Annotated in this window: 17 protein-coding genes; 7 read left to right on the forward strand and 10 right to left on the reverse strand. The window is 70.4% G+C overall.

The annotated features are described in order from the left end of the window. Window positions 1-236: 236 nt before the first annotated feature. From ACSDG8_RS07615 to ACSDG8_RS07645, 7 genes are all read right to left on the reverse strand, one after another. A complete protein-coding gene (locus ACSDG8_RS07615) occupies window positions 237-2,273 on the reverse strand; it encodes a nuclear transport factor 2 family protein (RefSeq protein WP_210899350.1) in 2,037 nt (678 codons plus the stop codon). Window positions 2,274-2,634: 361 nt separating this feature from the next. After that, window positions 2,635-3,348 carry an IclR family transcriptional regulator gene (locus ACSDG8_RS07620; protein ID WP_210899352.1) on the reverse strand — a complete coding sequence of 238 codons (714 nt, stop codon included), beginning with the start codon at window positions 3,346-3,348 and terminating at the stop codon, window positions 2,635-2,637. A gap of 104 nt (window positions 3,349-3,452) precedes the next feature. Beyond that, entirely contained in the window at window positions 3,453-4,526 is a 1,074-nt protein-coding gene (locus ACSDG8_RS07625) for an extracellular solute-binding protein (protein WP_439427749.1), read from the reverse strand. A gap of 162 nt (window positions 4,527-4,688) precedes the next feature. Continuing rightward, window positions 4,689-5,822 (reverse strand): ABC transporter ATP-binding protein, encoded by a 1,134-nt coding sequence (locus ACSDG8_RS07630; protein ID WP_210899356.1) that lies wholly within the window; start codon window positions 5,820-5,822, stop codon window positions 4,689-4,691. A gap of 7 nt (window positions 5,823-5,829) precedes the next feature. Then, window positions 5,830-6,687, reverse strand: coding sequence for an ABC transporter permease (locus ACSDG8_RS07635; protein ID WP_210899358.1), 858 nt, complete (start codon window positions 6,685-6,687; stop codon window positions 5,830-5,832). Next, window positions 6,684-7,499 (reverse strand): ABC transporter permease, encoded by an 816-nt coding sequence (locus tag ACSDG8_RS07640; protein ID WP_210899360.1) that lies wholly within the window; start codon window positions 7,497-7,499, stop codon window positions 6,684-6,686. The genes ACSDG8_RS07635 and ACSDG8_RS07640 overlap by 4 nt, the downstream gene beginning before the upstream one ends. 91 nt (window positions 7,500-7,590) lie before the next feature. After that, window positions 7,591-8,373 (reverse strand): IclR family transcriptional regulator, encoded by a 783-nt coding sequence (locus ACSDG8_RS07645; protein ID WP_210899362.1) that lies wholly within the window; start codon window positions 8,371-8,373, stop codon window positions 7,591-7,593. A gap of 358 nt (window positions 8,374-8,731) precedes the next feature. On the opposite strand from ACSDG8_RS07645, the gene ACSDG8_RS07650 reads away from it, so the two are divergent. The 6 genes from ACSDG8_RS07650 to ACSDG8_RS07675 are packed head-to-tail and all read left to right on the forward strand — an operon-like array spanning window position 8,732 to window position 13,794. Next, window positions 8,732-9,655: a DUF6282 family protein gene (locus tag ACSDG8_RS07650; RefSeq protein WP_210899364.1), complete on the forward strand. Its 924-nt coding sequence runs from the start codon at window positions 8,732-8,734 to the stop codon at window positions 9,653-9,655. Beyond that, window positions 9,652-10,584 carry a 3-keto-5-aminohexanoate cleavage protein gene (locus tag ACSDG8_RS07655; protein WP_210899366.1) on the forward strand — a complete coding sequence of 311 codons (933 nt, stop codon included), beginning with the start codon at window positions 9,652-9,654 and terminating at the stop codon, window positions 10,582-10,584. Before ACSDG8_RS07650 ends, ACSDG8_RS07655 begins: the two co-directional genes overlap by 4 nt. Before the next feature lie 30 nt (window positions 10,585-10,614). Next, window positions 10,615-11,532 (forward strand): hypothetical protein, encoded by a 918-nt coding sequence (locus tag ACSDG8_RS07660; protein WP_210899368.1) that lies wholly within the window; start codon window positions 10,615-10,617, stop codon window positions 11,530-11,532. Beyond that, window positions 11,529-12,329, forward strand: a complete 801-nt coding sequence (locus ACSDG8_RS07665) for an HpcH/HpaI aldolase family protein (protein WP_210899370.1) — start codon at window positions 11,529-11,531, stop codon at window positions 12,327-12,329. Before ACSDG8_RS07660 ends, ACSDG8_RS07665 begins: the two co-directional genes overlap by 4 nt. A gap of 8 nt (window positions 12,330-12,337) precedes the next feature. Beyond that, entirely contained in the window at window positions 12,338-12,796 is a 459-nt protein-coding gene (locus tag ACSDG8_RS07670) for an acyl-CoA thioesterase (protein WP_210899371.1), read from the forward strand. Window positions 12,797-12,816: 20 nt separating this feature from the next. Next, window positions 12,817-13,794: a cyclase family protein gene (locus tag ACSDG8_RS07675; protein WP_210899372.1), complete on the forward strand. Its 978-nt coding sequence runs from the start codon at window positions 12,817-12,819 to the stop codon at window positions 13,792-13,794. A 56-nt stretch (window positions 13,795-13,850) separates the two neighbouring features. On the opposite strand, the gene ACSDG8_RS07680 is transcribed toward ACSDG8_RS07675, so the two are convergent. Next, window positions 13,851-15,923, reverse strand: coding sequence for an N-acetylmuramoyl-L-alanine amidase (locus tag ACSDG8_RS07680; RefSeq protein WP_439427750.1), 2,073 nt, complete (start codon window positions 15,921-15,923; stop codon window positions 13,851-13,853). Window positions 15,924-15,943: 20 nt separating this feature from the next. Next, complete coding sequence (locus ACSDG8_RS07685) at window positions 15,944-17,392, reverse strand: FG-GAP repeat domain-containing protein (protein WP_210900588.1); 1,449 nt, start codon at window positions 17,390-17,392, stop codon at window positions 15,944-15,946. A 279-nt stretch (window positions 17,393-17,671) separates the two neighbouring features. Here ACSDG8_RS07685 and ACSDG8_RS07690 point away from each other — a divergent pair, with 279 nt between their 5' ends. Continuing rightward, window positions 17,672-18,715, forward strand: coding sequence for a LacI family DNA-binding transcriptional regulator (locus ACSDG8_RS07690; protein WP_210900591.1), 1,044 nt, complete (start codon window positions 17,672-17,674; stop codon window positions 18,713-18,715). Here ACSDG8_RS07690 and ACSDG8_RS07695 read toward each other — a convergent pair. After that, window positions 18,705-20,339 carry a fucose isomerase gene (locus ACSDG8_RS07695; protein ID WP_210900594.1) on the reverse strand — a complete coding sequence of 545 codons (1,635 nt, stop codon included), beginning with the start codon at window positions 20,337-20,339 and terminating at the stop codon, window positions 18,705-18,707. The two genes, ACSDG8_RS07690 and ACSDG8_RS07695, sit on opposite strands and share 11 nt — an antisense overlap. Window positions 20,340-20,358 lie beyond the last annotated feature (19 nt).

The following is a 20,358-nucleotide window of genomic DNA, read 5'->3' on the forward strand; positions in this document are numbered from 1 at the left end:
TGGGTCGGCGGGCGGCCGCGGAGGTCACGACCGGAGGCAGTTGCCGGAAACGTACGGGACATGTTCGCAGGACGCAAGGGCAGTTACGTCAGATGAACTTTGCCCAACCCGCACCATCTCGCCATCGACTGGAGGACGCCCGAGTGCGGCAGGTACGCGGAGGCGCCCCTCCCCGCGGGATGCGGGAAGAGGCGCCTCGGGACGGTCGCGACGGCCGGTCCGCCGTCAGGGACGGATCAACCCACCTCCAGCCCGTCGATCTGCGGCCCGGTCGGCGGCAGCTGGTAGCCGTGCCGCGTCATGCTCCACTCCGGCCGCACCTCGCAGGGCGCGCAGTCGTACCAGAAGTGCGGCGGCACCCGCCCGCTCACCGGGTTGCGGTAGTGGAACCACATCGGCACGATGTCGGGCCACTGGATGTATCCGGGACTGCCGCCACGGAAGCCGCGCGACCGTTCGCCCAGCGCGCTGTGCAGCACGTCCGGCGGGTAGGTGTTCACCAGGTTGCTCGGCGGCGGGTCCGGCAGGCTCGGATCACGCGGGACCGCGTCACCCCAACCCCGCGCCCAGTTGGCCGACTGCCAGTAGAACTCGTCGATGTCCAGGCTCCAGATCCGCCAGATGCCGTCCTCCAGCACGAACTGGTCGTTGTACATCGCGCCGTTGATGTACCCCGCGTTGGCGGTCGAGGCGTTGACGTGCATGAGCCGGGCCCGTACCGACGCCGAGCGGCCGTCGTGCGACACGTCGATCACCGGCTGCGGGCGCCAGTGCAGCACCAGGAAGGACTTCTGCGTCGGCGGCGGCGTGTTGCCGTACGTCGAGACGACCGAGCCGAGGATCCGTTCGCGCGTCACGTTCCAGCCCGCGAACGGCGACAGCTTGTGGCCGTTCACCGCGTGCACGGCCGCCATCTCCGGCCACCTGCTGTCGTCGATGTAATAGCTGTACGCGGCCGAGACGTTCTCCGCCCCGTCGAACGCGACCGAGCGGTTCAGCCTCCGCTGCAGGTCGGCCAGGTCCGCCTTCGGGCCCTTCGGCGCGCCGGCCGCCTTGCCGGGCTTCGGCGCCGGGGTACGACCGGCCACGTCGAGGAACTTCGGCGGCTTGGCAGACGCGACCGGACCGGTGCCGCCGTCGCCCCAGCCGGTGTTGTACGGCGCGGTGACCAGCGGCGTCAGGTGCATCTCCTTGAGCTTCCACAGCCCGCCCTGCTTCACGAAGTGGTTCGTGAAGACGGAGAACTCCCACGACGCGCCACCGGAGTCGTTGAGCATGCCGACCTCGATGCCCCGGGCGGTCGCCTTCTTGCCGTTGTCCTCAACATCGACGATCGTGTCGAACAACGGCCGGTCGTTGAGGACGCCCTGCGTCAGGCCCTCCGGCCCCATCCGCTCCATCGCCTGGCGGACACCGGCGGCGTTGCGGAACACGCCCACGCCGTCGATGGTGACCTTCGCGCCGTTGGTGAACAGGTCGACCACGTCGCTCCACATGCGGCGGTCGACGTAGTAGCCGTACGCGTGCTGCAGGTTGCGCACCGAGTCCTCGTCGTTGAGGGCGGTGATGCGGTCGGCCAGCTCCTTCGCGTTGAACCGGGTCTTCGGCGCGGGCCCGGTCGCCGCGGGGATCGGCACGCCGGCGACGTCGGGCGTGAAGTGGTACGGCACGACCGGCACCGGCTGGCGGTTGATCGTCCGGAAGCCGGTGGCGTAGTCCCCCTCGTAGAGCGGGTAGTAGCGCAGCAGCGAGATCTTCCACTCGCCGTTCTCCAGCACGTACTCGTTCTGGTAGATGCCGCCGTCGATGCGCGCAGCGCCGGCCCCGTCGCCCAGGAACCGGAGACCCGACCAGCGGCCCTTCGCGGTGCGGCCGTCGGCCGACAGGTTCACCAGCGGCTGGTCGATCACGGTGGTGTGCAGCGCGCCCGGTCGCGCGCCGTTCATGTCCCCGGCCTCCGCCGCGAGCCACCCCTTGATGGCGTGGTGCCCGCTCACCACCTGACTGCCCCACTGCAACGTGCCGTTCGCGCTGAACAGCTTCGCCATGTCCGCCCAGCGTCCGAACTGGGCCAGGTGGGCGTACGAGCGCTGCACGTCCTTGACCTCGCGCAGCGACTCGACCCGCTCGACGTCCCGGGCCAGCGAGTCGATGCTCACCGGGGCGGTTCCGCTCGCCGCCGCGTGCGGCGCCCGTACCGCGATGTTCACGCCGACCACCAGCAGGAGCCCGGTCGCCGCCGCCGTCAGCCGTCTTGTTGTCAGAGGTTTCATCGTCACATCCCTATCCGTTGATGCCGCGCGGAATCCCGCGCGGACGGGTGGAGGGAGAGCTCTGGCATCGCCAGGTCCGGCCGGAGGGCGATGCGGTGAACGTACGCGACGTGTTCACCAGCCGCAAGAACCATTCCGGCATACGAACTTCCGCCGGGGCCGGGCGTCGGCCAGGCCCCGTCGATCATGAAGTTGACCGCGATTTTCGCCCTTTTTCTCCCGGCCAACCTCATGATCACCGCGCGCGTCCGCGTGCGTCCGCGCGCCTCGGCGGGTGGGAGCGCGCCGTGCTGCCGGTGATCAAAGAGTTGGGAGCGGCCGGGGAGCGCCGAGTGAGCGGGCCGCGGACGGCCCCGGGTCGCTACTCGCCGGCGGGCGGGGCGCCGTCGGCGGGAGCGCCGAGTTCGCTGGTCAGGGTCGTGGCGGTGGCCACCAGCAGCTCGATGGCGTTGGTCAGCTCGGCGATGTCACCGGCGCCGAGGATGGCGACAGTGGCGCAGAGCCCCTTCTCGTCGAAGACCGGGGCGGCCACCGCGAACAGGCCGCCGCTGTGCCGGGCCACGCTGTACCCCTGCCGGCGCGCGGCGTAGACCTCGGAGTCCAGCCGGGCGCGCTCGGCCGGGGACATGCCGGCTGCCAGCAGGTCCATCGCGGCCGCGTCGGCGTACGCGAGGAACACGTGCGTCTGCGCGGCGGTCGCGTCGAGCTTGGTGCCGGGATGCACGGTGACCACGACCTGGCGGCTGGTGTCCTCCTCGACCAGGGTCACCACCGGCCCCTGGGCGCCGCGGACGCTGAGCACCGCCGTCATCCGCGCATCGGTGCTCAGCTTCCGCAGGTGGGGCCCGGCGATCTCGACGATCCGCTGGCGCCCCAGCGCCCGAATTCCCAGTTCCAGCATCAGTCCGCCGAGGGCGAACGTCCCGCGGCGCGTCCCCCGTTCGAGAATGCCGGCGGCAGTCATCGACGCGCAGTAGCGATAGGCGGTGGTGCGGTTCAGACCCGTCCGTTCGGCGACGTCCGCGGCCGTGAGCTCGACGACCCGGGGACCGAAGAGCGCGCAGATCTGGCCCACGCGCGCAACCGCCCGGATGTCCGAGTTCGAGGCTTCGTTCGGATCAAAGTTCGCCACCCCCGAAGCGTAGTTCACATGACGGACGAGTCGCTACCGGGGTGACCTCAGCCGGCGAGCCAGTTGGTGAGTTTGGCGGTGACCTCGTTGAAGTTGTCGGCGTACCACTGGACGTCCTGCAGCACGGTCTTGCCGGTGTTGGCGTCGCCGTAGACTTCGACCTTCTTCGCGTTCTCCGACAGGTTCGGCTTGGCGGCCAGGTTCACCGGCGCGGTGCCGAGCGCCTCGGAGATGCCGGCCACCGCCTCCGGGCTGACCACAGTGGCCAGGAACCGCTCCGCGGCCACCTTCTTCGGCGACCCCTTCGGTACGGCGAAGCAGTTGATGGACGCCACTGTCACGTCCCACACCACAGTGATGTCCGCGCCCTCGTCCATCAACGGCACGAGCCGCGCGTCGGCGAGCAGGAACATGTCGACCTGCTTGGCGCCGACCGCCTGCTGGAGCGCGCCGACGTTCGGGGCGAACGTGGTCACCTTGCGGATCGTGTTGAGCTTCTTCAGTGAGCGGTCGACGTCGAGCGGGTAGAGCGCATCCGGCTCCACACCGTCGGCGAGCAGCGGGTATTCAAGGATGCCGTTCTGCAGGTTGGTCAGGATCCCGCGCTGGCCGGGGAAGTTCTGGACGTCGAAGAAGTCCTTGATGCTCTTGGGCGCCTTGCTCGGGTCCGGGAACGCGTCGGTGCGGTAGGCGAAGGGCGAAGCGTTGATGAAGTTGCCGATGTAGCACTTGCCGATCGCGCCTTCCGCCAGGTTGCTCTTGTCGACGCCGGAGAAGTCGAGCGGCTCGAAGAGCGTCCCGCAGTTCTGGGTGGCCGCCGCCGGCGCGGTCGCCACCACGTCCCAGAGCACCGCCCCGCTCTCGACCTGGGCCTTCACCTGCGCCACGTCGGGCGGCGAGGTGTTGGTGAAGGTGACGTTCGGGTGCGCCTTGGTGTACGGCTCCTGGTAGTACTTGATCATCGCATCCTGGCCGACGCCGCCGTAGGCGACGAACGTGAGCTTGACGTCCCCCTCGGGGTCCACCGCGGCGGCCGGCTCGTCTCCGCCGCAGGCGGCGGTCATCGATACGACGGCGGTCGCCACGAGGACCGCGAGAACGCGGGATGTTCTCAACACCATGTCACTTCCTTCGGCTATGGCCCGCCAACGCGGGCGTACTGTTCGGAATATGGATTGGTGCTTCGTATAGTGAACAGTAGCGAGGGCGTAACGTGCCCAACAAGAGCGTGGAACGAGTTCGTTACCAAAGCGTGCGGTCGAATGTGCGGATGGTGAACGTAGTTACCCTGCGACGATGCGCTGCCGCTCCACTCGCCACCAGGCGACCACGGGCTGGCCGATCCGCAGGTCGCTCTCCAGCGCATCCAGCCGGGCGCGGCCCATCACGTCGCCGGCGCCGCCGAGCGCCAGCATGGCGGTCCGGTAGGCCCCCATGTACTCGATGTCGCGGACCACTGCCGCCGCGCAGTTCGCGTCCGGCGGGACCGCGTCCCGGCCGGCCGCGATCCGGACGTCCTCCGGCCGCACCACCAGGGCGGCCGGGTGGCCCTCGCGCACCAGGCCCGACACGGTACGGCTGTCGACCGACCACACCTCGCCCTCCCAGACGGCCGTCGTACCGGTCGCCTGCGACAGCGCGAAGACTGTCGAGTCGCCGAGGAACCGCGCGGTGAAGAGCGTCTCGGGAGACTGGTAGAGCGCCTCGGGGTGGCCCAGCTGCTCGATCCGCCCGTCGTTGAAGAGCGCGATCCGGTCGGACAGGTTCATCGCCTCCTCCTGGTCGTGGGTGACGAAGACGAACGTCGAGCCGACCTCCCGGTGGATGCGGCGGATCTCCAGTTGCAGCGTGGCGCGCAGGTTGCGGTCCAGTGCACCGAGCGGCTCGTCCAGCAGCAGCGCGGTCGGGCCGAACACGATGGCCCGGGCCAACGCGACCCGCTGCTGCTGCCCCCCGGACAGCTGCGCCGGGTAGTGCCCGTCGCGGCCGGTCAGCTGGACGAGTTCGAGCACCTCCGCGACCTTGCGCGTGATGTCCGGCTTGGACATGCGGCGCTCCCGCAACGGGTACGCGACGTTCTGGGCGACCGTCATGTGCGGGAAGAGCGCGTAGTTCTGGAAGAGCATGCCGAGGTTGCGCCGGTGCGGCGGCAGCCGGCTCACGTCCACGCCGTCGAACGAGATGGCGCCGGTGGTGAGCGTCTCGAACCCGGCGATGAGGTTGAGCGTGGTGGTCTTGCCCGAACCGCTCGGCCCGAGCAGGGTCATGAACTCGCCCGGCTCGATGGTCAGAGAGACGTCGTCGACGGCCGGGTGGCTCAGTCCGAAGTCCTTCGTCACGTTGCTGAGCCGGATCTGGGTCCCGGCTGCCGTGGACGTCGGCGCGGGCGCGGCCGTACGGAACGTGGATGCGGACATGATGCTCCTATCGGCTCTTTCGGTTGCCCACGAACAGCACGAGGCAGATGGCGGTGACCGCGACGACGACCAGGCTGGACGACGCGGCGATGGTGGGGTCGATCTCGACGGTGACGCTGTTGTACATCTGCACCGGCAACGTCTGGAACGTCGGAGCGCGGAGGAACAGCGCGATCACCACCTCGTCGAACGAGGTCACGAACGCGAAGATGGCGCCGGTGACGATCCCCCGGCTGATCAGCGGCATGGTCACGAACAGGAAGGTCCGCATCGGCGTCGCGCCCAGCGACGCCGACGCCCGCAGCAGCTTCGGGTCGAAGCCGCTGAGCGCGCTCGTCACCGACACCAGCACGAACGGCACGCCGATCGCGGCGTGGGCGAACACGTAGCCGCTCAGCGTGCCGACGAGCTGCCACTTGAGGAACGAGATGTAGACCGCGACCGCGATCACGATCGACGGCGTGACGATCGAGACCATCAGCAGCGTCCGAGCGAGCCGCGCGAGCCGCCCGGTCAGGCTGTGCAGGCCGATGGCGGCGGCGGTGCCGACCACAGTGGCGAGCGCCGCGGCGAGCACGCCGACCAGCACCGAGGTACGCAGCGACGCGAGCCAGGTCGGATCGGTGAAGAAGTTCTCGTACAGCTGGAGCGAGAAGCCGGTGGGCGGGAACTGGAACGTCGACGCCGTGCTGAAGCTCATCGGGATGACGAACAGCGTCGGCAGGATGAAGTAGAGCGCCACCAGGGCGCCGACGAGCTTGAGCCACCAGGGGATCGGGTCGACTGTGGTGGCGCGGCGACGCTTGCGGGCCGGTGCGGGTCGCCGGGGCGTACGCGGAGGAAGGTCGGTCTTCGTCGCGGTCATGGCTGGTCCTTCGTCCTGGCGGCGGTGACGACGCCGATCGCCGAGATGGTGCCGCCGAGGCGGTTCGCCCAGGCGACGAGCACGAGGGTGACGACGAGCACGAGCATCCCCAGCGCGCCGGCGCCCGAGAAGTCGAGCAGCAGGGTGGTGCGCTGGCCGAGCAGCTGCGCGACGAGGGACTGCTGCGGCGACCCGAGCAGGGCCGGCGTGACATAGAAGCCGAGGCTCAGGGTGAACACGAGGATCAGTCCCGCGACCACGCCGGCGCGTGACAGCGGCCAGTAGATCTTCCAGAACGCGACAAGCGGGTGGGAGCCGAGACCGCGCGCGGCCAGCAGGAGCCGCCGGTCGATGCCGGACAGCGCGCTGAACAACGGCAGCACCATGAACGGGAGCAGCACCTGGCTCATCGCGACTGTCACGCCGGCCACCGTCCCGTACAGCACGACGTCCAGACCGAACAGTTCGAAGAAGGAGTGCACCGGTCCGTTGCGTTGCAGGATGACGATCCAGGCGTAGTTGCGGGCCATGACCGAGGTCCAGAACGGGATCAGCACGATGACCAGCAGGACGCCCCGCATGCGTGGCCCGACGCGGGTCATCAGGTAGGCGTACGGATAGCCGAGCAGGAAGGCGATGACGGTGACCGCGGCCGCCGTCATCGCGGTGCGGACGAGCACCCGCATCGTCACGCCGTCGGTGAAGAGCGACTCGTAGTGCCGCAGGGTCCAGTCGCCGTTGCCGACGCTGCGCAGGAAGCTGTTGCCGAGCGGCACGAGCAGGATCCAGGCGAGCAGGGTGAGCGCCGGCACGAGGAGCAACCACTGCGGACGCGGCCGGAGCCGCCGTAGGAGACCTGGCATTTCTGTTTCCGCCTTCCGCCCGGCGTCCCGGGCTCGCCTGTCATGCATGGCTGGTCGCGATCATGGAGCCCAGGGTCTCGGCCGCCTGTTCCAGCGCGGCGACGCGCGCCGAGGGCCGGTCCGCGGGGTTGAGCATCTCGGTCGTGCCGAGCAGGCCCATCGCGGCCTGCACGTCGTAGGTGGCGAAGATCGGCACCGCCACCGAGGCCAGGCCGGCCCGGTCCAGGTCCGCCCAGGCGATCCGGTGCCGCCGTACCCGGGCCAGCGCCTGGCGCTCCACTGCCGCCTCGGCCGGGGTCAGGCTCGCGTGGGCCCGCGTCACGGCGGCCGGATCGGCCTGGAAGGCGAGCAGGACGCGGGTCTGCGCGGCCTTGAGCTCCAGCACCGTCCCGACCCGGGCGGTCAGCACGATGGTGCCCTGGTGCGGCTCCTCGACGAGCGTCACCACCGCGCCGGAGCGTCCGAGGAAGCTCAGCACTGTGGTGAGGCCGGTCGTGTCCGAGAGCTGCCGCATGACCGCCGGCGCCAGGGTGAGGAGTTGCTGGCGGACCGAGACGAGAGCGAAGAGCTGGTCCAGCAGCGGGCCGGGGCCGAACGAGGCGCTCAGGAAGCCGGCCCGTTGCAGGGACTGGAGGTAACGGTGCGCGGTCGTCCGGTTGAGGCCGAGACGCTCGGCCACCAGGCCCGGGGCGAGACTCCGGGTGTGCTCGTCGAGCAGCGCGAGGACGTTCGCGGCCCGGTCGATGGACTGGATCATGGTGCGGTCCGTGTCCACCGTCGCCGGTCCGGGGCCGGCTCGCTGGTCGTCGGGATCGGCGCTCATCGTCACCTCCTTGCCGGACGCGTCCTTCCGGGACCCGGTCCAGGGCAAGCAAAAGTTCACATGCGAGCAGAGTCATGCACGATGCGAACGAGGGCTCTTCCGCTCGACGCCTCGACGGGCACGCCGACGAGGCGCGAGCGCTGGGCGGATCCGGCACGACCGATGGTTGACCGAGACTGGGCGTTCGTTTTGCGAGCTACCGCTTTCGGTATGCGGACGATAACCGGTAACCCGCACGCAACACAATGGTCCTTTCGCGGGCCTGGCGCAGCCATTACGCCGTTCGACCGCCCATGGACACGAGCTGCGCTCGTCCGTATGCTGAACGACAAGTTCATGGGACGAACAGGAGGAGTCGATGGGCGTCTCGAAGGATGGCCAGCCGGTCCCGCCAGGGCTGTTGAAGGTCCTGGACGGCACGGTTGACCTGCACTGCCACTCCGGCCCGAGCCCCTTCCCGCGGCGGATCAACCACGTGGAGGCGTCGTACGACGCCGCACGCGTCGGCATGCGGGCGCTGCTGGTGAAGTCGCACCACCACAACACCGTCATGGACCTGCTGGCCATGGGGCCCTGGCTGAAGGAGGCGCCGACACCCGTCTACGGAGGCGTCGCGCTGAACTCCGAGGTCGGCGGCATCAACCCCTCGGCCGTCGCGATGAGCCTGCGGATGGGCGGCCGGTGCGTGTGGGCGCCCACCGTGTCCGCGCGCCAGCACATCGAGCACCACAGCCACGAGCACGGATTCCCGACCTCGGGCCTGGACCTGCTGGAGAGCGAGGTCTCGGTGTTCGACGACAGCGGGTCCGTCTCCGCGCAGACCGAGCAGGTCGTCGAGGTCGTCGCGGACGCCGACGCGCTGCTGACCGGCGGCCACCTCGACGCCGAGTCGATGAAGGCGCTGTTCACCGTCGCCGTGGCCAAGGGCGTACGCCGGCTTCTCGTGCAGCACCCCGACTTCATCGTGGGCGCCTCGGACGGCGACATCGAGGAACTGCTGCGGATGGGGGCGTACGTCGAGCACGAGATCGCGATGTACCACCCCGGCGTCCCGAAGCCGGGCTGGCCGATCGAGCAGCTCGTGGGCTGGATCGAGCGCGTCGGGCCCGAGCGCACCACCATCGGCTCGGACCTGGGCCAGCAGGGCAACCCGCTGCCGGTCGACGGCTACATCTACATCGTGCAGTGCCTGCTCGACCACGGGGTGTCCGAGAAGGACGTCCGGCGGATGATCGCCGGGAACCCGGCCTACCTGCTCGGCCTGGAGGACAGCCCGTCGTGATCAGGGCGGACAGGGTCATCATCAGCGCGGCGGTCACCGGGTCCGTGCACGTGCCCTCGCAGAGCGACCACCTTCCGCTCTCCCCCGAGCAGGTGGTGCGGTCGTCGCTGGAGGCGGCTCAGGCGGGCGCCGCGATCATCCACCTGCACGCGCGGCATCCGGACGGGCGACCCGCGTTCGAACCGGCCACGTTCGAGGAGATCATCCCGCCGATCGTCGAGCAGTGCGACGCGGTCGTCAACATCACCACCGGGGGCGCCTCGTCGATGACGATCGAGGAACGGCTCGCCGCCGCGGCCCGGTTCAGCCCCGAACTCGCCTCGCTGAACATGGGATCGATGAACTTCGTCTACTCCGGCATCGCGGAGCGGGTCAGCCGGTGGAAGCACGACTGGGAGAAGCCCTACGTCGAGAACACCTACCGGCAGCCCTTCATCAACACGTTCGCCCAGATCGAGTACACGCTGCGCGAGATCGGCGACAAGGGCGGCACCCGGTTCGAGTACGAGTGCTACGACATCGGGCACCTCTACACCCTGGCCCACTTCGTGGATCGCGGTCTCGCCCGGCCGCCCCTGTTCATCCAGGGCGTCTTCGGCATCCTCGGCGGCATCGGCGCCGACCACGCCAACCTGACCCACATGATCGCCATCGCCGACAAGCTGTTCGGCACCGAGTACCACTTCTCCGCGTTCGCCGCGGGCCGGCATCAGATGCAGTTCTGCACCCACAGCGCGTGGCTGGGCGGGCACGTCCGGGTGGGTCTGGAGGACAACCTCTACATCGGCAAGGGCGACCTCGCCACCAGCAACGCGCAGCAGGTCCACAAGGTCCGGTCGGTCGTCGAGGACCTGGGCCGCACGATCGCGACGCCCGACGAGGCCCGGGCGATCCTCGGTCTCAAGGGCGGCCGCAACATCAGCCGTTGACGCCACCGACACATCGCAGGGACTGATGACATGACCATGTATGCCAAGGACGACATCCGGTCGCAACTGGCGGCGGCGGCCCCGTCGCGGTCGGTCGACCCCTCCACGCCCGTCCGGCCGGCCCAGTACCTCGCGCTGTACGACATGCCGCCGACAGCGGTCAGCGAGCCGGGCAGCCGGACGTGGCTCGTACGCGGCCAGCACCTCGTGCTCTCCTGGACCGAGGCGGTGGCCGGCGACCGCTTCGCCCGTTCCGCGCAGCCGGACGAGTACGCGGTGCTGATGTACTCCGGCAGCGCCCCGGTGCGGGTGAGCGCCGACGGCGGCTCCGCCGAGGTGACGCAGGAGGCGTTCGTGGTGGTGCCGCCCGGCGACAGCGTGGTCGAGGCGCTCGCCGACGGCCCGGTGATCCGGGTGTTCTCGACCCTCGCCCCGGACCTGGCCCGGGCGGCCGCCAACGCGGCCGCCTACCGCGAGCCCGACCCCCGGTGCGCGCCGCTCGTCGCCTGGCCCGACCCGGTGGACGGGTTCCGGCTGCGGGTGTACCCGCTCGCCGAGCACCCGATCGAGCCGGGCCGGTTCGGGCGCATCTTCCGCACCACCAACATGATGATCAATTTTCTGGCCGAGGAACCCACGCCGCGGGACCCGGTCCACCTCTCCCCTCATTCGCACGACGACTTCGAGCAACTCTCGTTCGGCGTCAAGGGCGAGTTCGTCCACCACATCCGCTACCCCTGGGGGCCCGACTCCACCCGATGGCGCCCGGACGACCACGGCCGCCTCGGCGTGCCCTCGCTCTGCGTCATCCCGCCGCCGACGGTGCACACCACCCAGGGCGTCGGCGACCACCAGCAGCTGATCGACATGTTCGCGCCGCCGCGCGCGGACTTCTCCGCCAAGACCGGGTGGGTACGCAACGCCGACGACTACCCGACGCCGGCATGAGCGCCGACGTGGCCGCCCCGAGGCGCAGCCGGTTCCGGGCCGCGCTCGCCCGCCCGGACGCCCCGGCGCTGGGCACGTGGGTGAAACTGCCGGTGATGGAGAGCGTGGAACTGCTCGCGCTCGCCGGATTCGACTTCGTCGTCGTCGACCTGGAACACGCCCCGATCGACCTCCAGACCGCCTATCAGCTGATCGGCACCGCCAACCACCTCGGGCTGGCCCCGATCGTCCGGATCCCGGCGCTCGACCCGGGCATCACGCAGCGGATCCTCGACGCGGGCGCCGAGGGCGTCATGGTTCCGCACGTGGACACCGTGGAGCAGGCGCGGGCCGCGGTCGCGGCGGTCCGGTTCCCGCCGCTCGGCGCCCGCGGCGTCGGCAGCACGAGCCGGGCCGGCGCGTGGGGCGCCATGCCCCGCACCGAGTACCTGCGCTACGGCCAGGAGGAGGTCGTGCTCGTCGTCCAGATCGAGAGCGCCCGGGCCGCCTCGTCGGCCGGCGCCCTCGCGGCGGTGCCCGGCGTCGACGCGCTGCTCGTCGGGGCCGCGGATCTGTCCACGTCCGAGGGCACCACCGAGGACGATCCCCGGGTCGTCGCGCTCGTCGCCGCCGCCGTCAAGGACTGCCTCGCCGCCGGCGTACCCATCGGCAACGCCGGCGGCGCGGACGCCGACGCGGTCCGGCGGGCGGCCGACGCCGGCTTCACCTTCACCCTGCTGAGCAACGACGCCAGCCTGCTCGGCGCGGCGGCCCGGGCCGCCGTGGAGGCGGGCCGCGCCGTGCGGTACCGGCGCTGAGGCACGCCGTGGCACCCCTGACGACGGCGCTGCACCTGCGGTGGGCCGACACCGACCACTACGGCCACGTCAACAACGTCACCTGGCTGCGCTACGTCGAGGAGGCGCGGATCCGCACGTTCGGGCTGCCGGACCTGCCCGGCACGTTCGATCCGGACCGGCCGCCGGCGCTGGCCGTGCTCGGCGCCGCGACGTTCACCATGACGGCGGCGGCCCGGCTGGAGTTCACCGGCGAGCTCGCCTACCACGGGCAGTCGATCCTCGCCGACGTCTGGCTGTCCCGTACCGGTTCCCGCAGCCTCGACCTGAGCTTCCGCTTCGTCGACGAGGCCCGCACGTCGACGTACCTGCTCGCGCAGACCACGCTCGTGGTCTGCGACCTGGCCGACCGCCGGCCCCGGCCGCTGACCGGCGCCGAACGCGAGGCGCTGGCGCCCTACCGGGGCGAGCCGCTGACCTTCCGTTGAGCCGCCCGAAAGGAATCACCGTGCCGACCTACGACGAGCTCTCCACGGCCGCGGTGCCCGGCGCCGCCTGGGACGTCTTCGGACCGGGCGACCAGCTCGGCAGCATCAACCGGCTGACGCCGGAGCGGGTGACCGCCGCCGCCCGCCTGGTCCGCCGGGGCGAGCGGTTCAACCTCGACTACCCGGTCAACGCCTTCGAGCCCTACCCGACCGGCACCCGACGTCCCACCGAACACCACGTCTTCGCCAACAACCCGCTGCACCGCGACGACTGGATCGACTCGTTCTACCTCCAGTCCACCTCGCAGCTCGACTCGCTGCGCCACATCGGGCACCCCGCCCACGGCTTCTACGGCGGCCTGCCCGCCGCCGACAACAACCAGGACTCGACCGCGCTCGGCATCCACCACTGGGCGGAGGCCGGAATCGCCGGGCGGGGCGTGCTGCTCGACATCCCCCGGCACTTCGCCCGGGAGGGCCGCCCGTACGACTGCGAGCAGACGATCGCGCTGGACGAGACGGTGCTGGACGCCGTCGCGCGGGCGCAGGGCGTGTCCTGGCGCGGCGGCGACATGCTGCTGCTGCGTACCGGATGGGCCGGGAACTACCTCGCCAAGTCCGTCGAGGAACGGGTCGAGTTCAACACCCGCAACCGCTCCCCCGGGCTCGCCCAGCGCGAGTCGGTGCTGCGCTGGCTGTGGGACCACGAGATCGCGCTCGTCGCCGCCGACAACCTGGCCGTGGAGGCGGACCCGGTGCTGGAGTCGGACTTCCGCACGGCCGACGACCGGCCGCCGGAGCGCGGGGTCGACCACAGCGGCATGCTGCACCGGCCGCTCATCGCGCTGCTCGGGATGGCCCTGGGCGAGCTGTGGAAACTCGACGACCTCGCCGACGACTGCGCCGCCGACGGCGTCTACGAGTTCTTCCTCACCTGCAAGCCGCTGAACCTGCCCGGCGGCGTCGGGTCGCCGCCGAACGCGCTCGCCGTCAAGTGAGCGGCGGGCGACGCCGGCCCTGGGACCGAGGGCCGGCGTCGTCGGCGGCTGCGAAATCAGAGTGTGGTTTCGTCGGTGAGGCCGAAGTAGTCGTGCCATTTGGTGGAGGGGGCGAAGGTGGTGCCGGTGGAGAGGGCGACGTAGATGTCGTTGGTGGTGTTTTTGGTGAAGACGATGAGGTCGTCTTTGCCGTCGCCGTTGGTGTCGCCGAGGTAGGGGAATTCGCCGGTGAGGCAGAAGAAGTCGTGCCATTTGATGGTGGTGCCGGTGAATGAGGTGCCGGTGGAGGTGGCGGCGTAGACGTCGGCGTCGGGGTTGCAGGTGAAGGTGACGATGTCGTCGCGTCCGTCGCCGTTGATGTCGCCGACGCGGGGTTGTTCGGTGCCGACGGCGAACAGGTCGTGCCATTTCTGGGGTGGGCCGAAGGTGGTGCCGGTGGAGAGGGCGACGATGACGTCGGAGGCGGTGGCGGGGCCTTGGGTGAAGGTGATGATGTCGTCGCGTCCGTCGCCGTTGACGTCGCCGATGGCGGGGAACTCTCCTGTGATGGAGAAGTAGTCGTGCCATTTGACGGCGGTGCCGGTGAAGCTGGTGCCGGTGGACAGGGCGACGTAGACGTCGGCGTTGGTGTCGTGGGTGAAGGTGATGATGTCGTCGCGTCCGTCGCCGTTGACGTCGCCGATGGCGGGGATTTCGGTGCCGGGGGCGAACCAGTCGTGCCATTTCTGGGATGTGGTGAAGGAGGTTCCGGTGGACAGGGCGACGTGGACGTCGGCGGTGGTGCCGTGGGTGAAGACGATGGCGTCGTCGCGTCCGTCGCCGTTGACGTCGCCGGTGAGGGGGGTTTCTCCGGTCAGGGCGAACCAGTCGTGCCATTTCACCGACGTGCCCGCGAACGACGTGCCGGTGGAGGTGGCGACGTAGGCGTCGGCGAGTGGGCCGTGGGTGAACGCGACCACGTCGTCACGGCCGTCGCCGGTGAAGTCGGTGGGCGACCCACCGAAATACCGGGCGGCCGAGCCTCCGCCGCCCTGGTTCACCAGTGACAGGTAGTAGTTCCAGTTCCAGTTCGGCCCCGGATCGGTGTGGTCGTTGCCGGGGATCTCGTTGTGCCCCTTGATGCCGGTGCGGTTCTTCGGGATGCCGTACTTGTCGCACAGGTACCGGGTCAGCGCGGCCGAGGAGCGGTACATCGCATCGGTGAACCAGGCCGGGTTGTCGACATAGCCCTCGTGCTCGATGCCGACGCCGTACGCGTTGCCGGACCGGGCGTGGTACGCGGTGTCGCCCTCGCGGACCATCTGGGTGATCTCGCCGTTGCTGGACTTCACCACGTAGTGCGCGCTGACGCCCGACGACGGGTTCTGGAACCAGCTGATCGTGCCAGCGTACGAGCCCTGCGTGACATGAAGGATCACCGTGGTGATCCGGCTGGACCGCCCGACGCCGTAGTTCGCGCCGTTCGCGGCCACCCACCGCGCCGCCGGATACTCCGGCACGGCTGCGGCGAGCGTACGGGACGACGCGCCGGCCGGGGCCACCATGGCGTAGCGGCCCCGCTCCGGCTCGACCCGGTGCGCCCGGACCGGCACCGCGCCCGGGATGCCCTGCTGCACCAGTTCGTAGATCCCGTCCGCGTACAGCCGGGCGGTGGCGTCGTCGGACGCGCCGCCGTACCTCGCCACCACCGGATACCAGGCGGTGACCCGGTCCCGGTCACGCGCGGTCAGCCCTTCCGCGTCGGCCAGCTCGCGCAGCACCGCGGCGCCGCCGCGGATGTTGACCGGCGTGACGACCTTCAGGCGCGCCACCGGCTCGCCGGTCAACGCCGCGGCCCGTTCCAGGCTGCGCTGGGTGGGATTGCTGACCAGATGCATCACCCCGTAGCCATTGGCCTGGCTCGGCTTGCCGCCGTGCGCGTCCAGGCGGGACTCGCCGTAGCCCACCGCGACGAGCACGTCCCGCGGCACGTCGTACTCCTGCGCCGCCCGGACGAATGCCGCGTCCATCGCGGTACGTCCCGGCGGCGTCGCGGACGCCGGCGCGGGCTGGACCGCCACCGCGCCGACGATCGTCGCGGCCAGCAGGGCGACACCAGCGCGCCGCCCTCCCTGTCGTGTTCCGGCCACGAGGGCCTCCCATCCTGACGTCACAGCGTCACCTCGCCGGTGAGACCGAAGTAGTCGTGCCATTTGCTGCTGGCACCGAACGTGGTGCCGGTGGAAAGGGCCACGTAGACGTCGTTCGTGGCGCCCTTGGTGAAGACGATGAGGTCGTCCTTGCCGTCGCCGTTGGCGTCGCCCAGGTAGGGGAATTCGCCGGTGAGGCAGAAGAAGTCGTGCCACTTCACCGTCGTGCCGGCGAAACCGGTGCCGGTGGAGGTGGCGGCGTAGACGTCGGCGTCCGCGTTGCAGGTGAACGTCACGATGTCGTCGCGCCCGTCGCCGTTGATGTCGCCGACGCGGGGTTGTTCGGTGCCGACGGCGAACAGGTCGTGCCACTTCTGCGGCGCTCCGAAGCTGCTGCCGGTGGACAGCGCGACGATGACGTCGGAGGCTGACGCGGGGCCCTGGGTGAAGGTGATGATGTCGTCGCGTCCGTCGCCGTTGACGTCCCCGAGCGCGGGGAACTCCCCCGCGACGGAGAAGAAGTCGTGCCACTTCACCGCTGTTCCGGCGAAGCCCGCGCCGGTGGACACCGCGACGTAGACGTCAGCCGTCTCGTTGTGCGTGAAGGCCACGATGTCGTCCCGGCCGTCGCCGGTGACGTCGCCCACGGCGGCGATCTCCGCGCCCGGGGCGAACCACTCGTGCCACTTGCCCGGCGACGTGAACGCCGAACCGTTCGACAACGCCACGTACACGTCGCCGGTGTTGCCGTGCGCGAACGTGACGATGTCGTCGCGCCCGTCACCGTTGACGTCACCGGTCGACGCGGTCTCCCCGCCGATGGAGAAGAAGTCGTTCCACTTCACCGAGGTGCCCGCGAAGCCGGTGCCGGTGGAGGTGCTCGCGTAGACGTCCGCGGAGGCGTTCTGGGTGAAGGTGAGGACGTCGTCGCGGCCGTCGCCGTTGACGTCGGTCGACGAGCCGCCGGCCATGCCGTGGGTACGTGCCGCCTGGTTGAGCAGTGTCCGCGCCGTCCCGGCCGCCTGGTCGTACCGGTCCGGGAAGCCCGACCGCTGGACGCACTGGGCGACCTGCCCGGCGGTGTAGCCGGGGTTGTTGCGGTCGCAGGTGATCGCGCGCGTGACGTACTGCTGGGTGGCGTAGACCGGGTCCATGATCTGCTCCGGGGTGCCCCACCCGTAGTCCCAGCGCTGCTGGAACACGCCGAGGCTGGACTTGTCGCCGCAGGGCAGGTTGTTCATGCGGGACTCGACCCACCCCGCCTCGAAGGTGGAGAGCATGACCTTGTCGTTGACGTTGTACGACCGGGCCACCCGGAGGACGATCACGGTGACGGCGGGGTCGTGGGTGGCCGGGATCGACGGGCAGGCAAGCGTGTCCATCGGTTCGGCGGCTGCGGGCGCGCCGGCTACGACGGCCGCCACGGCCGTGCAGAGCGCGACGAGCATCGTCGGCAGGGTTCGTCTCACCGTGCTCCTCGGGGGTGTCGGAGGAAGGAACCGGAGATGGCCCGCCGACCGGGATGGCCAGGCGGCACGGCCGTGAGAAATCGATTGCTGACGAGTGTCGTAGTCACTTATGTCGATGTCAAGAGGAGTGGCGACCCGGCCGGAAATCGATTGCTTGACCGGTATAGGATTCCGGGCGATCTCCCGCGGTGGCGGTCTCCCTCCGGTGGGTCACGATCCGACGGGCAGACCGCCATGGGCCGGCCGGACCAGACCCGGCAACCGACGACGGGAGCGGTGATGACGACCATCTACGACGTGGCGCGTCGCGCTGGGGTGTCGCCCGCCACCGTCTCCCGCGTCCTCAACGGACGGTCCTCGGTCGACCCGGAGATGGCCGCCCGGGTACGGCAGGCCGCGCAGGACCTCGACTACCGCCCGAACGCTGTCGCCCGCAGCCTGCGCCGGAGCCGGACCAGCCTCTGGGCGGTCATCATCTCCGACATCGGCAACCCGTTCTTCACCTCGATGGTCCGTGGCGTTGAGGACGTCGCGCAGGAGGCAGGCTTCTCGGTCGTGCTGTGCAACGGCGACGAGGACCCGGAGAAGGAGGCGCGCTACGTCGCGGCGGCCCTGGCCGAACGCATGGCCGGCGTGATCATCTCCTCCTCCGGACGACCCGCGCTGATCAACCGGCTGGTGCAGGCAGGCATCCCTGTCGTGGCGATCGACAGGCAACCGCGCGGCGTCGCGGTGGACACCGTGCTCGTGGACAACACCCACGGCGCCGAGCAGGCGACCGCGCACCTGGTGGAGGCCGGTTACCGACGGATCGCCTGTATCACCGGCCCGCGCCGGATCTCCACCGCGGTGCAGCGGTTGCGCGGCTACCAGCGGGCGCTGAAGGCAACCGGTCGTCCCGCACCCGAGGACCTGATCCGGTACGCGGACTTCCGCGAGGAGGGCGGCTATCGGGCGATGGCGTCGCTGCTGGCGGCCGGCGAACCGCCGGACGCGGTGTTCGCGGCGAACAACCTGATGACGGTCGGCGCTGTCGAGTGCCTCGTCGACAACGGCATCGGCGTGCCCGACCGGTTCGGCATCGTCGGATTCGACGACATCCCCTGGGCACATCTGGTCCGGCCCTCGCTGAGCACCGTCGCGCAGCCCACGTACGACCTCGGGCGGACCGCGGCCACGCTGCTCGTCGAGCGGATCGCCGAACCGGCCAAGGCGCCCTCGACCGTGGTGCTCCGCACCGAGCTGCGGGTACGCGAGAGCTCCGCCCGGGCCGCCGACCGGCCCCGGCCGCGCGGCGCGGCCGCCGGGTCGCTCAGATCGTGACCTCCCCGCACAGGTGCACGCGTACGCCCAGCTCGGCGAAGAACGCGGCCTTGACCCGTAGCGCGCGGTCCGCGGTGTCCGCGTCCGGGGCGTAGACGACGTTCACGTGGTTGGCCTTGTGCCGGGCCATCAACTGGTCGCGGCCCACGCCGTGCAGCACGGCGTGCATGATCGGCCACTGCGGCGTGGTGGCGTCCAGCCGCCGCCGGGTCTCCGCCTCGGGCAGCTCCACCACGGTGCCGCGCCCGAGGTCCACGTGCAGGCCGCCGTCCATCAGGAACACCCGCGACCAGACGATCTCCCCCGGCTTCGACACGCCGCTGAGGGTGCCACCGCCGAGCGGGAAGTACATCGGCGGCTGACGCATGCTGTAGGACCTGTGGTAGCCGCCGTTGTGCGACGCGGGCACCGATCCGGAGATCTCGAAGACCCAGACGAAGTGCTCGCCGTACCGCTGTCCCCAGCGGATGTCGTGCAGCGTGGTCGCCGGGTCCAGGCCCATTGCGGTCCAGATCCGGTTGGTGATCAGCGAGTCCACCGCGACGCCCTCGTCGACCTCGTTGAAGTGCGGCAGCGCCGCGCCCGGGTACAGCTCCCGGGAGCCGTCCCGGCTGGTCACCGGCGGACGTGCCACGTTGTTCAGCAGCCCCTCGGCCAGGTCACTGGCCGGGACGGTGTCCTTGAGTCCCTGCTGGTACTGGATCCCGACCGCGTCCAGGCCGAAGTCGTCGGCGATGCGCAGCGCGGCCACGTACATCCGGCACTGGCTCAGCAGTTGCGCCCGGGTCAGTTCGGTGGCCTCGTCGGCGCCGGTGTGGAACGTCATCCCGGCGGTCTCCAGCCAGGCCAGCACCGCCTCCGCCTCCGCGTCGGGCACCCGCGCCATCTCCGCCACCAGCGCGCTCTGCGAGAGGCGTTCCTTGAAGACGCCGATCGGGTTGAGCAGCTCGTCGTCGATGATCGCGTTGTACATGCCCATGCAGCCCTCGTCGAAGACGCCGATGACGGCCCGCTCGGCGACGAGCTGCCGGGCCAGCGCCACGCCGAGTTCGACCTCCGGGTCCGGCCGCAGGGCGGGCAGCGGGCGTACGTGGCTCTCGTCGTGCACCACCTCGCCGGTCTCCAGCCACCGCTTCAGTCCGTCGCGTGCCCACTCGTCGGTGAAGTCCTCGCTCCACAGCGCCGAGTACCGCACCCCCGCCTTGGTGAGGCTGCCGGCGAGGTTGAGCAGGCCCACCAGGCCCGGGTGCTGCCCGCTCCAGTTCGCCACCAGCAGGATCGGCCCGCGATGGGCGCGCAGCCCGGCCAGGACGTGGTGGCTGTACTGCCAGACCGCCTCGACCACGATCAGCGGTACGTCGGCCGGGATTCCCCGGAAGACCTCGATCCCGGCGCGCTGGCTGTCGATGAAGCCGTGACCGGTGGCCGGGTCGACGTCGTGACCGCGCCGCACGTGCCAGCCCAGCGCGGCGACGGCGGCGACCAGGTCCGCTTCGAGCTGCCGCTGTACCGGCCAGCAGGTGACGTTCGCGCTCAGCCGCAGGTCGCCGCTGGCCACCGTGTAGACGGTGCGGGGCGGCGCGGTCGGACGCTCGACCGGCACGGGCAGGGTGTAACGGGTCACGGGCAGCTCCCTCGGTCGG

It is taken from the genome of Micromonospora sp. LA-10 (assembly GCF_051853095.1).
Classification (GTDB): domain Bacteria; phylum Actinomycetota; class Actinomycetes; order Mycobacteriales; family Micromonosporaceae; genus Micromonospora; species Micromonospora echinospora_A.

What these genes read in the sequence shown, in the direction of transcription:
- ACSDG8_RS07615 (WP_210899350.1), bottom strand. Translation starts at nt 2,273, where the DNA reads ATGAAACCTCTGACAACAAGACGGCTGACGGCGGCGGCGACCGGGCTC.
- ACSDG8_RS07625 (WP_439427749.1), bottom strand. Translation starts at nt 4,526, where the DNA reads ATGGTGTTGAGAACATCCCGCGTTCTCGCGGTCCTCGTGGCGACCGCC.
- ACSDG8_RS07630 (WP_210899356.1), bottom strand. Translation starts at nt 5,822, where the DNA reads ATGTCCGCATCCACGTTCCGTACGGCCGCGCCCGCGCCGACGTCCACG.
- ACSDG8_RS07635 (WP_210899358.1), bottom strand. Translation starts at nt 6,687, where the DNA reads ATGACCGCGACGAAGACCGACCTTCCTCCGCGTACGCCCCGGCGACCC.
- ACSDG8_RS07645 (WP_210899362.1), bottom strand. Translation starts at nt 8,373, where the DNA reads ATGAGCGCCGATCCCGACGACCAGCGAGCCGGCCCCGGACCGGCGACG.
- ACSDG8_RS07650 (WP_210899364.1), top strand. Translation starts at nt 8,732, where the DNA reads ATGGGCGTCTCGAAGGATGGCCAGCCGGTCCCGCCAGGGCTGTTGAAG.
- ACSDG8_RS07660 (WP_210899368.1), top strand. Translation starts at nt 10,615, where the DNA reads ATGACCATGTATGCCAAGGACGACATCCGGTCGCAACTGGCGGCGGCG.
- ACSDG8_RS07665 (WP_210899370.1), top strand. Translation starts at nt 11,529, where the DNA reads ATGAGCGCCGACGTGGCCGCCCCGAGGCGCAGCCGGTTCCGGGCCGCG.
- ACSDG8_RS07690 (WP_210900591.1), top strand. Translation starts at nt 17,672, where the DNA reads ATGACGACCATCTACGACGTGGCGCGTCGCGCTGGGGTGTCGCCCGCC.